Origin of the sequence: Amniculibacterium aquaticum (genome assembly GCF_003852705.1) — a bacterium.
Taxonomy (GTDB): Bacteria; Bacteroidota; Bacteroidia; order Flavobacteriales; family Weeksellaceae; genus Amniculibacterium; species Amniculibacterium aquaticum.
Genome location: NZ_REFA01000025.1, coordinates 15,146 through 31,474, shown reverse-complemented (window position 1 = coordinate 31,474; position 16,329 = coordinate 15,146). Strand labels below are relative to the sequence as shown.

Below are 16,329 nucleotides of genomic sequence, written 5' to 3'. Positions count from 1 at the left end.
TTTTGCATAGAGAAATTTGTAGTTATTTTTCCTCTAATATACTGAATACCAGTCTTTTAAACAAATAATTAACGCCTTTTTTTAAAGGTGTTTATCGATTTTTTTACTTTAAACAAGTTCATAATATAGACTCCGCTTTTTCAAAGAAAAAACTCTTTAAAGGCATGGAATTTATGTTTAAAGAAGTAGATTCTACAAAAGGAAAAAAAGATGTTCCGATTTATATTAATGAAAGCATTACCGATGTCTATGTAAGAAATAACAAAGTTCCGCATGAAAAACGAATTGGTATTGCCCAAAAAGCATCCGGTTTTGAGGATAACCAAATTCTAATACAGACGGTACAAAATCTTTATAAAGATTTTAATATTTATGAAAATGTATTGAATTTTTTCGATAAAGGTTATACCAGTCCTCTTTCTAAAGATGGATTTTCGGTTTATGAGTACGAATTGGTCGAAGATGCAACGGTAGAAGGCGAATTGTGTTACCAAATAAAGTATCGTCCCAAAAACAATGCAGCATTGGCTTTTCGTGGTGTCATGTACATCTCCAAGGAGGCTTATGCCGTAAAAAATATTACCTTGAATTCTGTGAAAAATTCTGATGTTAATTTTGTAAGAGGGATCAATGCAGACCTGACCTATTACATTATTAATGAAAACAGCTTTATCCCAGTAAAATCTGACATTACGCTTGATCTTTCCTTGGCAAATAAAAAGAAAACTGCTAAAGGAATTTATGTAAGAAGGGAATTGTCCTATAAAAAATTTGATTATAATAAAGCTGAAATTGAAGCAGAACTGGATAAAAAACCGGACAAAAAACCTCTTTTAGTTGATAAAAAAGACGAAGCGTACTGGGTGGAACATCGACATGAAGAACTGTCGGATAAAGACCAAGAAACCTATGCCAATATTGAAAAATTATGGCAGGTACCAAGGTTCAAAACCTATGTGAAAGTTGCTGAAACCATAGGATCCGGATATATTAACGCCTGGAAAGCAGTCGATTTTGGAAATTTGTATTCCATCTACGGAAGCAATGGCGTTGAGGGTTCTAGACTGAGACTTGGGGCAAGAACATTTTTCTCAAGAAACGATTTGTGGAGGGTACAAGGCTACGCAGCATACGGTTTTAGAGATAAAAAATTCAAATTCGGTGGAGATGTTCGCTACATGATTAATCCCAACAACAGGCTCACAATTGGCTACGGTTTTAGGCACGATATTCTGCAATTAGGAGTGCAACTCATGGACAGTTATGGAGTCATGGAAAGGACTTTTGCTTCGTCCTCTTTTGCTTCAAGAGGGGAAAATAATAATTTGAGTTGGGTGACTGAAAATACTGCACAATTTTCCATAGAACCCATGAAAAATTTTCAGATACGATGGGATGGATCGTACCGAGAAATAAAATCGGCTGCACCAGAATTTTTTAAAATTAATTATGTGAAAAATGGGATAGAAAAAAGCCAAATAAACGATGCAAACATGGCGGTATCCTTAATCTACAGACCCAAAGCCAAATATTCGCAATACGGCTTGGATCGGTATGAGCAGTTTTCTTTGGCTCCAACTTATTCATTAAAATATACAAAAGGATTTTCCGGTATCATCAATTCGGATTTTGATTATGATAAAATACAATTCTCCTACAAAGGACATCTTCTGATTGGTCCGTACGGAAGGTCGGATGTCAATTTGGAATTGGGCAAAACATTCGGGTCGGTACCGCTTTCTTTGATGTCTGTTGTCCCTGGTAACCAATCGTACGGTTTGGTAGCCAATACTTTTTCTCAGCTTAATTATTATGAATTTGTGGCAGATGCTTATTCATCCCTTATTTTTGAACATCATTTTAACGGATGGATTTTTAATAAATTACCACTGATTAAAAAATTGAAATTTAGAGAAGTTGCATTTTTAAGAGGTGTATGGGGAAGTTTGGAAAAGAAAAACATCGATATGAATCGATCAAGCATGGTCTATTCAGCTCCTAAAGAACATGTTTATTATGAATATGGATTTGGAATTGAGAATATTGGACTTGGAAATTTTAGAATCTTTAGATTGGACTTCAACTGGAGAGGAAATTATTTAGATAAACCCGATGCACAAAAATTTGGAATGAAATTTGGCATGCAATGGGGATTTTAAAAGATTTTAAATCTTGTTGCATTGTATTTTGTGCAAGATAAATAAAGCCACTGAATCGTACTTTTCAGTGGCTTTTTTTTATTTTTTAAATTTTAATCAATCCCAGTTCAATCAATCGTTCTCTAAGATATTCACCAGCAGTGGTATCGGGATAGAGTTTGGGATGGTTGTCATCCACACAATTTTCAAGAGCATCGAGCTTCATTTCGCTTACCGGATGCATAAAAAACGGAATGGAATATCGGGAAGTTCCCCACAATTCTCGAGGCGGATTGACCACTCGGTGTATGGTGGATTTCAGCTTGTTGTTAGAATGTCTGGAAAGCATATCGCCCACATTAATCATCAATTCATCGGCTTCAGCAATCGCATCAATCCAATCTCCATTATGATTTTGCACCTGCAATCCTTTTCCTTGTGCACCCATCAAAAGCGTAATTAGGTTAATATCACCATGTGCTGCCGCTCTCACGGCATCATCCGGCTCTTGTGTGATAGGAGGGTAGTGGATGGGTCTAAGTATGGAATTTCCCTCGGCAATGTATTGGTCAAAATAATTTTCTTCCAAACCAAGATGCAGGGACAATGCTCTTAGGACATATTTTCCTGTCTTTTCCAACATTTGATAGGTTTGCTTTCCTACTTCATTGAATTTTGGAAGCTCCGTTACTTCAACATTTTCAGGATATTCGGATTGATATTTAGAATTTTCATCCAAATACTGTCCAAAGTGCCAAAACTCTTTCAAGTCTCCTTTTTTAAAGCCTTTAGCAGTTTCTTTACCAAAACCAACATAACCTCTTTGTCCACCAATTCCCGGGATTTCGTATTTATGTTTGGTCTCAACAGGAAGTGAGAAAAAATTTTGAACTTCATGATAAAGAGCTTCGACCAAAGCATCGTCCAAGAAATGTCCTTTTAATGCTACGAAACCAATTTCTTCGTAGGCTTTTCCGATTTCATTTACAAATTTCTGCTTGCGTTCCGGGTTGTCCGAAAGGAAATCACGCAAATCTACACTGGGTATCTTTTCCATAATTAGAATTTACGAATACGAAAGTAGAGTTTTTTGTGTAAAAATCTATTTTTTATTTCAAATAATTCGAACCGTACTCCGCTAATCTTCCTAAGAGAAATGATTATATTTGTAAAAAATAATTTTATGAAATTTTTTATCGATACAGCCAATCTGGATCAGATCAGAGAGGCACAAGATTTAGGAGTTTTAGATGGAGTAACGACCAATCCATCGTTGATGGCAAAGGAAGGCATCTCCGGGACCAATGCCATCATGCAACATTATAAAACCATTTGCGAGATTGTAGATGGCGATATCTCTGCCGAAGTACTTTCTACAACTTACGAAGAAATGATCAGGGAAGGCGAAGAGTTGGCTTCCATACACCCCAATATTGTGGTAAAAATCCCAATGATCAAAGACGGAGTTAAGGCATTAAAATATTTTGCGGATCGAGGGATAAAGACCAATTGTACTTTGATTTTTTCTGCTGGACAAGCCTTGTTGGCAGCAAAGGCCGGAGCGACTTATGTTTCGCCATTCTTAGGAAGGCTGGACGATATTTCAACCGATGGTCTGATGCTGATTGAAGAAATTCGTGAGATTTTCGATAACTACGGTTTCGAAACCCAAATTCTCGCCGCATCCATTCGTCATTCCATGCATATCATCAATTGTGCAAAAATTGGAGCTGATGTCATCACCTCTCCACTTCCTCCAATTTTAAGCCTTTTAAAACATCCTTTAACGGATAATGGTTTGGCTCAATTCATTGAAGATTCAAAGAAAATGATGTAGCACCATAGTCATACTATACATTTTGAACTCCAGTTTTTTTCTAAGCTGGAGTTTTTGGTTGAAAATAGTTGATGTTTTAGTTCTCAAGCACTCGGACTTTCTATCCATTATCAAGGGATTAATGTTTTATTGAGTAAATCAATTCCTCTGAATATCAGTGTTTAAAAGGTTTCTGACGAAAAAAAAGAAAGTAAAATTTGCTATGTACGGAAATGTTCCTATATTTGCACCACAATATCGCGGGGTAGAGCAGTAGGTAGCTCGTCGGGCTCATAACCCGGAGGTCGCACGTTCGAGTCGTGTCCCCGCTACTAAGAAGCTTTCGGTAAGCTTGTAAAAAAACACCGCGGGGTAGAGCAGTAGGTAGCTCGTCGGGCTCATAACCCGGAGGTCGCACGTTCGAGTCGTGTCCCCGCTACCAATAGGAGAATCAGAAATGATTCTCTTTTTTTTGTCCTAAATATCAATACAGATCCTATTTTTAGAAAAATAAATACATGTGAATCATTAGAATTTATATGTTATATTAAAACTGTTGAAGCCGTGAAACGGTTTTTTATCATTCGTATTAAACTTTTTATTGATTGCCTTTTTTTAATTATTGATGTAAAATACATGTTTTTATTTCGTGAATTTGTGTGGAATGTGTTAATTAAATTAAACAAAATTTGAATTTGGGTGTTTTTCCTATGTTTTAGTATTTATAAGGGATGTACATTTGAACCATACTTTCTATTTTCTTCAGAACAACAAATGATGATGAATAAAGCCGACATTGTCGGCTTTATTTTATTTGCTATACTTAATATCAGAAAGTTAAACAGAATTTAAATTTGGGTGTTTTTCCTCTTTTCTGAATTTTATAAACGATTTACATTTGATGTATAATTTCTATTTTCTTCATAACAACAAATGATGATGATTAAAGCCGTCTCACAATCTTGTGAAACGGCTTTTTTTAAATTTTTCACAGACTCCTCTCCATCATTTGGCAACGAATATTAAAATTTCAGGCAATTAATAGGAGGTTTTGAGAGTTTTATTTAAATTTTGTAAATCGTACAGTTGTTTTTAATTAAAATTTTACTTTTAAAAGTAAAAAGGGTGTTTTCCCCCTTTTGAGTATTCAATGAAGATGATATTTTTGAGAAATAATTTCTATTTTCTTCATTTCATCAATAATTGATGATTAAAGCCGACTTCGGTCGGCTTTATTTAATAAAAAGGTGTATTTCCTATAATTATTTGATGAAAATAGAACTAATTTTACAAAAGAAAAAAATAACTAATAACCACTCTTCATTTATTTGAATTTTCTAAAGTAAGCAAAGCCATACTGAAAAGTGTGGCTTTTTTTGATGGAATTATCTAAGCCTCTCTATTAATTGTTTCATACCTTCTACAGCTGTCGTTTGGAAACAGTTCTTGGAAAGTGTATAATTATTTGGAAGGTTGGGATCAATTAAATATAACTCGCAATGCTCCGGGATTTCATGGATGAGTCCAGCTGCTGGATAGACTTGCAGCGATGTACCGATAATGATGAAAATGTCTGCATTGGAAGCTATTTCTACAGCTTTCTCCATTTCCGGAACCGTCTCACCAAACCAAACGATATGCGGTCTTAGTTGTACACCTCGTTCATCGCAATCTCCCAAGTGGATATCGGAATTGCAAGGCAAGATAATTTGGTCGTTATCCACAGGTCTGGCTTTTTTTAGTTCACCGTGAAGGTGTAGGACATTTGTAGATCCCGCTCTTTCGTGCAAGTCATCAACATTTTGGGTGATGATTTCAACGATGAAATTTTTTTCCAATTCGGCCAGAATTTTGTGGGCTTCATTGGGTTGTACTTCGTCCAGTTGTCTTCTTCGTTGGTTGTAAAATTCCAAGACCAATTCTGGGTTTTTGGCAAAACCTTCGGGACTGGCTACCTCTTCAATTTTGTGATTTTCCCATAATCCATCGGCATCTCTAAAGGTTTTAATACCACTTTCTGCCGAAATTCCGGCACCGGACAAAACCACGATTTTCTTTTTCATTCTTTTATTTTTCTTTGATAAGTACGATATAATTTCCCCAAAACAGGGTGTTGTATTTATTTTTTCCAGAGGTTGAAATTCGTTCGAAAACAAGTTTAACATGATAATTGCCAAGATCCGTTTCTATTGCAACTTCCGGTAGAGTGGTCGAGGCTTTAGAATATTCATTTAACTTTTTTTCAACCAAAGGAATAAGATCCACTTCTTCACCCGTAGAAAGTTTAATTTTAAATACCCTGTTTTTATCAAAACGATCTTCAATGCTAAGGGTTTCATGGTTGAGTTTTAATCCATTGTTGTTCAGGAAATTATATGAATTGGCCATGTAATGATAGTCGGAAATGTCCGAAAACGAATTGGAAGAAAGTAGTTCTCTTACTTCATCCAAAGGTGGGTTGTTTTCTTGCGTAACACGGGTGAATAAATTTCTGATATTCGATTGATAGGTGTATTTCCAACGGTTATTATCTTCTTTTACAATCGTGTCAAAATCTTTCGAGGTGAGATATTTTTTCACCTCACCTTGCTCTTTTCTTATCATTAGAAAAGTCAATTTGTCGGTTATTTCGTTGGCCGAACGGTTGGTGATGGTTTTGTTGAAATTGATTTTACCATGACTAAGAATCTTTTCGCGAATTAAGACTTTTTCAAGCTCCATTTTTTGGCTTCTTTTTGAAACCGAAAATGCATTGAAATAAGGCATTCCGATAGAGAATATTGCAGTAATCATCAATGAAATAGGGATGAACTGTATTTTATCCTTTTTACTAAAAACAAAATACAAAGCAAGTACCGAAAGCCAAACGGCCAATGCCAAAACAAAATATCGAGGTTCTGTAATTCCGTATTCAAATATTCTGGTGAAAATAGCGATCATCAACAAAATAATGAGCGGTATCAGGGTGTAAAAGAAGAGTTTGGAAAAAATCCTCACCCAGGATTTGGTATTGTCCTCTTTTAAAGGATGAACCAAAAGTAAAGCCAAAATCCCGAGAACGGAATAGGCCAAGATCAGATACGAAACCCAGCCAAATGGTAGCTCCCACTGAAGGATGATTTTCCCCATATAAAAATAAAGGATGATGGCATAGACGATAAGCAGAGGGATGAGTACAAATTGGGTAAAAAATTTCAGTGTTTTTGGATATTCTTCCAGTTTTTCCAAGCCTTCCAATCCATCGGAGCTGAACAATAAAAAAGCCAAACATGAACCCAATATGGCTAAAAACACAAAGGTTTTGGCATAAAGATCATTGGGAAGGTTAAGGTTAAAAAGTTTGTCCACGGCTAAAATTGCCAACTGGACACCTCCAATGAGTACGCCCGTAAATACAACCGTTAAAAAAGCATTTATAAAAAGATTTTTGTTGAATTCCCAAAATTTATTTTCTGTTTGTGACGGATGTTGGGACGAAACGGCCACCAACAAATGCGAAATCAAATATATCGGGATCAGTAGAAAGGCATAAACTTCAGAAAAATCGTTTTCGGTTTGGGGCAATAAAAAATAAAATCCCAGCAACAGCAAAAGGGATATGCCTTCCGAAAGGTAGCCCAATCTCCAGCGTTGTCCTATAAACTTTGCTGCAAACATCAGCGAAATGCCCAAACAGGTTGTAAATACAATTTTGTTGAAAACAAAGTTTTCAGCTCCGCTGTTTTCTACCAAAATAACGGATGATACCGCAGCCGTTAAGGCCATTATGATAACCCAAGGATAGTTTTTTATAACCAAACTTATTTTTTGAGCATATTGGGACAGGTGATTTTTCATCGTGTTTCTATCTAAGTTCAATCTTTATTTTTTTTTCTTCTTTTTCTTTTTCTTTTTGTCTTTGGGCTTCAAAATTTCATCAACTATGGACGGTTTCACTTCTGATTTTTCATCTTTTAGTTTGATTTTCAGGTCAAATATTTCCAACAAATCGTTTTTTTCGATGATGTTTTTTTTGACTAATATTTGTAGAAGTTCTGTTCGGTTTTCTGAGAAAAATTTTTGAAACAATTCATCGACAAGGTGTTCTTTGTATTTCTCTAAAGGAATGGAAACGCTGTATTTGAAAATTCGTCCTTCTTTTTCGGTGATCAAATAGCCTTTTTCGGTCAGTATTTTTAGATAAGTGGATATGGTATTCTGGTGGGGTATCGGCTCTGGATGTTGTGCCATCACATCTTTCAGATAGAATGAGTTTAGTGTCCAAAGGACTTGCATGGTTTGTTCTTCGACAGCCGTTAGGGAATTTATTTTCATGTTGATTTTTGTAAATATTGGATTATTTCAAATTCAGTAGAATGTTTGAATAAAGATAAATAAAAGAAACGATAGAAGCGATACAAGTCCCAGCAATAATTTCTTTTGGGGTATGTCTTTTCAATACAATTCTGGTGTAGGCAACAAATGCGGTTAATACAAGCCAAATGCCTCCCACCATTGGGTTGATGGCAAAAAACAAGGTAGATACATAAGTGTTGAATGCCGTATGCATTGAGCTTTTTATGAAGAAATTGCTGAGCATCATCAGGAGGAAGAGGAGGAGTAAAAAAGCAATTTTAATATCGATGTTTTGATTGGCTTGATGATCCCATACCAAAAATGCGCAGAGCAAACCAACGATGACCAAGTACAGACTGTTTCTCTGTCCTTGGTTGGATACATCGGAGTCGGTGTATTTCCCTCTTTTGACATTCCAAAAAATCCAAAGGATGATGGGCAAAATGATGCCCAAAAGTAGGGGTAAGAATGTTGTGGAAAAGCTCTGACCGGTGGGTTGTTGGTAAAAGTTGTAGATGAAAAATGCCACCAATGAAAAAATAGGATTGAATGCCGTTGAAATTATTTTGGAAAACTTTTCTAAAAGTGGATTGGGTTTTTTCATGCTTGGAATTGTGATTTCAAAAATAAGATATTTTTATAAATCTAATTTTTAAGGTTGGAGAGGGGGACTTGATGCTGTTCAGGTTTTAAAGATTATTTTTTTTTTGAATGAATTTCATATTTTCTCTGCCCTTCTTAGGTATCCCAAATTGCACCCCGAGACCGATGGCTGCGAGGGACGAGCAGGTGCGTAGCACGGAAGCGAAGCGTACCCAAAAGGGCGAGGAAATGGTGCCCCAATAAAAAAGCAGTACAAAAATTTCGTACTGCTTAGAAAGATAGTTTAGTCTAATTTGAATGGTTATATAAATTCGGCTTCGAAAACATCTTGGAAATGTTTTTTTATTTTTGTTTTCAAGTCCACAATTTCTTCGTCGGAAAGATTTCTTTCCAACTCTCTGGCTATGGAGGTTACGGCTTTGTCCTTGATGCCACAAGGAATGATGTATTCGAAATATCTGAGGTCGGTATTTACATTCAGGGCAAATCCGTGCATGGTAACCCATTTGGAAGTTTTAACACCCATGGCGCAAATTTTTCTGGCAAACGGTGTCCCAACATCCAACCAAACTCCGGTTTCGCCTTTACTTCTTTCGCCTTTCAGTCCGTATTCGGCAATCACTCGGATGATGACTTCTTCCAAATTACGCATGTACAGGTGGATGTCCGACTTGAAATTGTCCAGATCCAAGATGGGATAGCCTACGATCTGTCCAAAACCGTGATAGGTAATGTCGCCACCGCGATTGGTTTTGACAAATGTAGCGTTGATTTCTTTTAGTTTTTCATCGTTGATGAGCAGGTGAATTTCGTCACCGGATTTTCCCAAAGTGTAAACATGAGGATGTTCTACAAATAAAAAATGGTTGTTGGTAACTTCGTATTCGTCGTTGTTTTCCTTTCCGTTTTTCAGTTTCACATCGATGATGGATTTCATCAATTGTTCTTGATATTCAAAAGCGGGTAAATATTCTTTGAGTCCTAAATCTTCGAATTGAACGGTTTTATTTTGGGTAATGGTCATTTTGAAATGATTTTTGTAAAGTTTTACTTCTATTTTGATGAAAAGTAGATTGCAAAATTAGTAAAAATAATGCTATGCAATGAATATTATTTTAATTAAAAAGTTAAAATCAATTTAACAATAAAAAATTCTCCATCATTTTTTTTCCAAATGGGGTGAGTATGCTTTCCGGATGAAATTGTACTGCATGTATTGGGTATTTTTGATGTGCCAGAGCCATAACAATTCCTTTTTCGTCGGTGGCGGTTATTTCCAAATCTTTTGGGAAATTTTCGGTTTTTGCAGCCCAACTGTGGTATCGACCTACGGAACAATGATTTGGAATGTTCTGAAAAAGTACAGTGTTCTTATTTTTTATGTGCAAATTGCTGGCGACACCGTGGTGTATTTCGCTTAAGTTTTGCAACTCGCCACCAAAAGCTTCTACAATGGCTTGCAAGCCGAGGCACACGCCTAAGATTGGTTTTTGGGTCCAATAATTTTTGATGACTTCCAACAACAAGCCCGCTTCGGACGGAATGCCCGGCCCAGGAGAGAGAATGATTTTGTCGTATTGTTGAATTTCATCTAAAGAAATTTCATCGTTTTTAGCGACAAAAACATGCTGCTTACCAATAATTTGCTCAACCAATTGCAATAAATTGTAGGTGAAACTGTCGTAATTATCAACAATTAATACTTTCATGGGGCAAAAATAAGATTCTTTTAAAATAAAAAGCCAAATGAAACGAGGCCATCTCGTACTTATTCTTCAACATTTTTAAGTGCCATAAGAAGTTGATACGCTCCTTTGGTTACGATTTTCTTTTTCAGGATATCCGTGTTGGTTTGTAAAATTTGTTGATAGCCGTTTTCGGAATTTCCAATTTTTACTTCTACCATTTTATAGTTTTTGGGTTTAATTTCCTCGAATATGTACTGCTTGTCTTCCCAAGTAACCACGGCATCTTCCGGTAATACCGTACCGTTTTGACGATGGATTTCGGCATCGGCATTCATAAAAGTTCCGGGGATGAGTTTGGGATCGTATTTTTTAAAATGACAATTCACAATTACCGATCGATCTGGAGCGAAATCCTGAGAAATTAAGATGATTTCGGCCTCGTATTTTTTGTCTGGATTTTCATTGGTGTATGCAAAGACCGATTGTCCCTTGTGAATGTTGGGCAAATCTTTCTCAAAAACCTTCAGAATAAGATGGGTATCTTCGGTATTTACAATTTCAAATAACTTTTCGTTGGGTGATACATATTGTCCCAAATGGATATTAACCGAAGAAATATATCCGGAAATGGGTGAACGAACAGCGACCGTTTTTGTAATGGTATTGGCTGAAAGTTGATCGGGATTGATGCCCAACGCACGAAGTTTTTGAGCCATTCCTTTCATTAATATTTCCTGATTTTTAGCTTCGTTTTGTGCTTTTTGCATCACTTTGTCCGAACTGGCTTGGCTTTTATTCAGGTCTTTTTGTCGGGAGTAATCTTTCTGAGCATAACCCAAATTGGACTTTGCCAAAAGATAATCTTGCTGAAGTTGTACAATTTCAGGATCTTCCAATACCGCTAAAATCTGTCCTTTTGCAATGTTGTCTCCAGGCATAAACTGCGATCGACGGACATAACCTCCACTGGGAGCCGAAACGCTTGCTGTACCTTGTGGCGGGACATCAATACTGCCGTTCAGACGGATGGTACCCGAGATGGACAGGTTTTCCGGAAGGGTGGTTTCTATACCTGCATTTTTTATTTGTGCATCGTTTAGGCTGATGCTGTTGCCATCAGCAGAAATTTCGTGACTTTCTTCACCGGGTTTTTCCTCTTTTGAGCAAGAAAAAAGTGTGAAAATGGATAGAAATATGAGGATTGTTTTTTTCATTTTAGTAAAATTTATGAGGATCGAACTTTAATCTTTTTTATTTTTCATAGAAAATGGAAGTTGTATTTAAAGTCCTTTCAGGCTGTTAAGTTCAATAATTTTTTCGTTGATGTTCTTCTGATTGTCGATGTATTTATTTTGGATTTCCAAACTCTGATTGACCAAAATGGACCATTCCAAATAATTAATTTCGCCTTCGTAGAAAAGTCTGTCCGCAGTTTTCAGGATGGTTTTTGCATTTTCTAAACCTTGGGTTTTGTAATAATTTTGTTCGTTTTTCAGTTTTTGATACTCATTTTTAAGTTTAGAATATTGGATTTCCATATTTTTTAACCCCAAAGAATACCTGTTTTCTGCAATTTTTTGGTTGATTTTCTGGGCTTCAATCACCGATTTTTGTGCTGAATTGAAAATTGGAATCGACACGCCCAACACTCCACTTTGAAATCTTTTACTGTCATTAGATCCAGTTCCGGCAATGGTCATGGAATTGATCCCCACATTGAAAACGGGTGAAAGTTTGGCTCTTTCGGAACCTAATTTTGCAGATTCGATATTTTTTTCTTGTTCCAATTGCTGTATGAGCAGGGGATTTCCTGAGAAGTTTTCGTCGCTTGAAAATAAATCTGCTCTATAGAAATTTTGATTTTCATTGATGTAATTTTCCTTGTCTTGAATGAGGTAATTAAAAATTGAAAGGGTAGATTTGTGGTCTTCTAACAGATTGTCCAGCTGTATTTTGGCTTGAGCACGATAATTTTCGGCTGTTGTTTTTTCCAAAATATTGCTTTCACCTTTTTTCAATCTCAAAGTGGCTTTTTTATAATATTGAGCGTACAGGCTGTCAGTTTTTTCCAAAAGTTTTCTTTTCTCATCTTGGTAATTCAGTTCGTTATAGACCAATGAGATTTCTTTTTTTAGCGCAAGTTTCTGAATTTCTACACCCAGGTTGGCGTTTTTCCATTCTTCCAATAAAACTTGTTTTTGTTTTTTGTAAAATCCCGGAAGCCTCAGGTTTTGGCTGATGGAAATTCGGTTATCCGTTTTTTCTGAGTTGAATTGTCCCAGTTCGCCCTCAATTCCCAAAGGATCGATGGTGGCATAGGATTTCTTCATTTTTTCATGATAATCCACTTTTAAAACTCTGGTTTTTAAATTCAGATTGTTCTGATATCCCAACTCAATGGCTTGGTCCAGAGATATTTTTTGCTGTGCATTTGCTAAAGTAAATCCTAAGGTAAAAGTCAATATACAAGCAATTTTTATGGTATTTTTAAGGTTTTTCATTTTTGATTTTATTAATCGGTTGTGATTTTCTTTTCCTTTTTGTTCAAATGATTTTCAAACCAAATGTAGGTGATGGGCAAAAGAAATAAAGTGAGGAAAGTTGCCAAAAGCAAACCTCCGATAACTACGGTGGCTAAAGGTCTTTGGACTTCTGCTCCTTCGCCTTGACTGATCGCCATGGGTAAAAATCCGAGCGACGCTACGAAAGCCGTCATCAGAACAGGGCGCAATCGGTTTTTTCCTCCTAATTTTACCACTTCTTTCAGATCAGAAACTTGTAATTTTTGTCGATTAAATTCTGCAACCAAAACAATTCCATTCAATACCGCAACCCCAAATAAGGCGATGAATCCGACCCCCGCAGAGATGCTGAAATTCATATCTCGTAACCAAAGGGCAAATATTCCGCCAATGGCAGAAAGTGGAATGGCAGTGAAAATTAACAACCCGTATTTGACCGAGTTGAATGCAAAATAAAGCATCAACAAAATAAGTAAAAGACTGATGGGAACTGCAATGGACAGACGGGATTGGGCCTCTTGTAGGTTTTCAAAAGTACCGCCATATTTTATGCTGTAACCTGCAGGTAGTTTTAGATTTTTTTCCACAGCTTTTTGCAAATCCTCTACCGTAGATTGTATGTCACGATTTTTCACATTGAATCCTACAAAAATCCTTCGTTGTGCATTTTCTCTTTGTATTTGGTTTACACTTTCTTTCAGTTCTACTTGAGCTACAGAGCTAAGCGGGATCTCGGTTCCTGAAGGTGTTGTGATCAATAAATTATTGACATCATCTATGTTTTTTCTTTGTTCGCCGTCCAAACGAACCACCAAATCGAATCGTTTTTCTTCTTCGAAAACCGATCCTGTTGTTTGCCCTGCAAAAGCGGTATTGACCAAATTATTTACGGTATTCACATTCAATCCGTATTGGGAGAGGGCATCTCGGTTGTAGGTGATAACGATTTGTGGCATTCCGGAAATGGGTTCAACAAAAATATTTTGTGCGCCGTCTATTTTTTTAGAAATTTCACCCAACTTATCGGCATAGACTTTTAAAGTATCTAGGTTTTCACCAAAAATTTTACACACCACATCTTGTCTGGCACCGGTCATCAGTTCGTTAAACCTCATGGCGACAGGATATTGGAAAGAAAAAGTAGTCCCTATGAGATTTTTTTTCAGTTCTGCTGTCATTTTCTCGGAGAGTTCGTCGTAAGTTTTTGCCGAGGTCCATTCTTTTCTGGGTTTTAGGATGACCATCATATCGCTGGCATCAATAGGCATGGGATCGGTTGGGATTTCGCTGCTTCCGGTTTTTCCTACAATTTTTTCAATTTCTGGAAATTTTTTCAACAACACTTGTTGTGCTTTCAAGACAGCATCCGTAGAAGTTTTTAGATTTGACCCTGGCAATACTCGAGTTTCCACAGCGAAATCACCTTCCGGCAGATTGGGGATGAACTCTCCTCCCAAACGGCTCATTACCAACAATGAAATGATGAATAAACCGACTGCTGTAATCATCAGATAATTCGGAATTTTTAGGACTTTATCCAATGTTTTCAAATAGATGCTCTCCAATTTTCCCATCATCCTGTCGGAAATGTTTTTTTTGTGGGTCGTTTTCTTGGAAAGGAAAAGTGTGCTCATCATTGGGATATAGGTCAGTGATAAGATGAACGCTCCCAACAAAGCAAAGATGACTGTTTGTGCCATGGGTTTGAACATTTTTCCTTCAATACCTTGCAAAGTGAGAATTGGTAAATAAACAATCAGGATGATGATTTGTCCGAACACTGCGGAGTTCATCATTTTACTGGCCGAGGAATAGACATCGGTATCCATTTCTTTTTGCGAAATTTTCCCAATGGTTTTGCTTTTATCAAAATACAATTTGTGTAGTACGGCTTCTACAATAATTACCGCACCATCGACAATCAAACCAAAATCCAAAGCACCTAGGCTCATCAGGTTTCCAGACACTCCAAAAATATTCATCATGATGATGGCAAACAGCATGGACAGTGGGATTACTGAGGCGACTAAAAGTCCAGCCCTAAGATTTCCTAAGAACAAGACCAAAACAAAAATCACGATTAATGCGCCTTCCAAAAGATTGGTGGTTACTGTAGAAATGGCATTGTCCACCATTTTCGTTCGATCCAAGAAAGGTTCTATTTTCACACCTTCAGGTAAGGTTTTTTGTATTTCTTCAATCTTGGTTTTAACATCTTTTATGACTTGACTGGAGTTTCCACCTTTCATCATCATCACCACGGCGCCGGCAACTTCACCTTTTCCGTTGTAGGTCATGGCTCCGTATCGTATGGCCTTTCCATATTGTACTTTTCCAATATTTTTCACTAAAATTGGGGTTCCGTCAGGTAAATTTTTAATGACTGTATTTTCGATGTCGGCAATTTTACCCATCAATCCTTCGGTTCGGATGAATAAAACCCGTGGACCTTTTTCTATATAAGCACCACCGGTATTTTGGTTGTTGTTTTGTAGGGCTTCAAAAACTTCAGTCATCGTAACGCCCATGGATTTTAAAGTGGATGGGTTTACGGCAACTTCATATTGTTTTAGTTCGCCACCAAAACTGGCTACATCGGCAACGCCAGGAGTTCCGAGCAGTTGTTTCCTTACCAACCAATCTTGTATGGTTCGGAGTTTCATGTCATCAAATCGATGTTCATAACCTGTTTTTGGTCGCAAAATATATTGGTAAATTTCTCCCAACCCTGTTGTTATGGGAGCCATACTTGGTGTGCCAAGACTTTCAGGAATGTCTTTGGTGGCTTGTTGCAACCGTTCCGCAACCTGTTGTCTTGCCCAATAGATATCGACATCATCATGAAATACGATGGTGATAACGGACAATCCGAATCGAGAGAAACTTCTCATTTGCTTGATGCCCTGAATATTGCTGTTGGCCTGTTCCAAAGGATAAGTGATAAATCGCTCTACATCTGGCGCTCCAAGGCTGGGTGAAGTGGTTATGATCTGAACTTGGTTGTCTGTAATATCCGGAACTGCATCGATAGGGAGTTTTTTCAGTTCATATATTCCGAATAAGATCAATCCAAGTGTGAACAAACCGATAATCAGTTTGTTGTGGATAGAAAATTGAATGATTTTATTAAGCATTTTCTAAATTTCTAAATGATAAATAATAGGAAATACTATTGCAAAAGCTACAACAGTACAACTTCAATGTTGGGTTGAAGTATTTTTAGAAAT

General features: G+C 36.8%; 11 protein-coding genes, 2 tRNA genes and 1 pseudogene. 4 read left to right on the top strand and 10 right to left on the bottom strand.

What is annotated here, in order from left to right:
• Positions 1-113: 113 nt before the first annotated feature.
• A pseudogene (locus tag EIY84_RS09975) lies at positions 114-2,159 on the top strand (DUF5686 family protein); the annotation flags it as partial.
• A gap of 85 nt (positions 2,160-2,244) precedes the next feature.
• On the opposite strand, the gene EIY84_RS09970 reads toward EIY84_RS09975, so the two are convergent.
• On the bottom strand, positions 2,245-3,195 hold the full coding sequence (locus EIY84_RS09970; protein ID WP_124642754.1) for an isopenicillin N synthase family dioxygenase: 951 nt from the start codon (positions 3,193-3,195) through the stop codon (positions 2,245-2,247).
• A gap of 126 nt (positions 3,196-3,321) precedes the next feature.
• On the opposite strand from EIY84_RS09970, the gene fsa reads away from it, so the two are divergent.
• The 3 genes from fsa (at position 3,322) to EIY84_RS09955 (ending at position 4,396) form a co-directional block, all read left to right on the top strand.
• A complete protein-coding gene (gene fsa, locus EIY84_RS09965; protein ID WP_124642752.1) occupies positions 3,322-3,975 on the top strand; it encodes a fructose-6-phosphate aldolase in 654 nt (217 codons plus the stop codon).
• Positions 3,976-4,213: 238 nt separating this feature from the next.
• Positions 4,214-4,286: transfer RNA gene (locus EIY84_RS09960), tRNA-Met, on the top strand.
• 34 nt (positions 4,287-4,320) lie between these two features.
• Positions 4,321-4,396: transfer RNA gene (locus tag EIY84_RS09955), tRNA-Met, on the top strand.
• Between the two features lie 943 nt (positions 4,397-5,339).
• On the opposite strand, the gene EIY84_RS09950 is transcribed toward EIY84_RS09955, so the two are convergent.
• The 9 genes from EIY84_RS09950 to EIY84_RS09910 all read right to left on the bottom strand — a co-directional run bounded on the left by EIY84_RS09950 (position 5,340) and on the right by EIY84_RS09910 (position 16,236).
• Positions 5,340-6,017, bottom strand: a complete 678-nt coding sequence (locus tag EIY84_RS09950) for an SIR2 family NAD-dependent protein deacylase (protein WP_124642750.1) — start codon at positions 6,015-6,017, stop codon at positions 5,340-5,342.
• Positions 6,018-6,021: 4 nt separating this feature from the next.
• The gene (locus EIY84_RS09945; protein WP_124642748.1) at positions 6,022-7,812 is read right to left on the bottom strand and encodes a DUF4153 domain-containing protein; all 1,791 of its coding nucleotides are present in this window, start codon (positions 7,810-7,812) and stop codon (positions 6,022-6,024) included.
• Positions 7,813-7,815: 3 nt separating this feature from the next.
• Entirely contained in the window at positions 7,816-8,268 is a 453-nt protein-coding gene (locus EIY84_RS09940) for a BlaI/MecI/CopY family transcriptional regulator (RefSeq protein ID WP_124642746.1), read from the bottom strand.
• A 22-nt stretch (positions 8,269-8,290) separates the two neighbouring features.
• A complete protein-coding gene (locus EIY84_RS09935) occupies positions 8,291-8,893 on the bottom strand; it encodes a phosphatase PAP2 family protein (RefSeq protein ID WP_124642744.1) in 603 nt (200 codons plus the stop codon).
• 300 nt (positions 8,894-9,193) lie between these two features.
• Positions 9,194-9,916 (bottom strand): lipoyl(octanoyl) transferase LipB, encoded by a 723-nt coding sequence (lipB, locus tag EIY84_RS09930; protein WP_124642742.1) that lies wholly within the window; start codon positions 9,914-9,916, stop codon positions 9,194-9,196.
• Between the two features lie 109 nt (positions 9,917-10,025).
• Complete coding sequence (locus EIY84_RS09925; protein ID WP_124642740.1) at positions 10,026-10,601, bottom strand: anthranilate synthase component II; 576 nt, start codon at positions 10,599-10,601, stop codon at positions 10,026-10,028.
• Between the two features lie 59 nt (positions 10,602-10,660).
• Positions 10,661-11,794, bottom strand: coding sequence for an efflux RND transporter periplasmic adaptor subunit (locus EIY84_RS09920; RefSeq protein WP_124642738.1), 1,134 nt, complete (start codon positions 11,792-11,794; stop codon positions 10,661-10,663).
• Between the two features lie 66 nt (positions 11,795-11,860).
• Complete coding sequence (locus EIY84_RS11970; RefSeq protein WP_124642736.1) at positions 11,861-13,081, bottom strand: TolC family protein; 1,221 nt, start codon at positions 13,079-13,081, stop codon at positions 11,861-11,863.
• An 11-nt stretch (positions 13,082-13,092) separates the two neighbouring features.
• Positions 13,093-16,236 (bottom strand): efflux RND transporter permease subunit, encoded by a 3,144-nt coding sequence (locus EIY84_RS09910; RefSeq protein WP_124642734.1) that lies wholly within the window; start codon positions 16,234-16,236, stop codon positions 13,093-13,095.
• Positions 16,237-16,329: the final 93 nt, after the last annotated feature.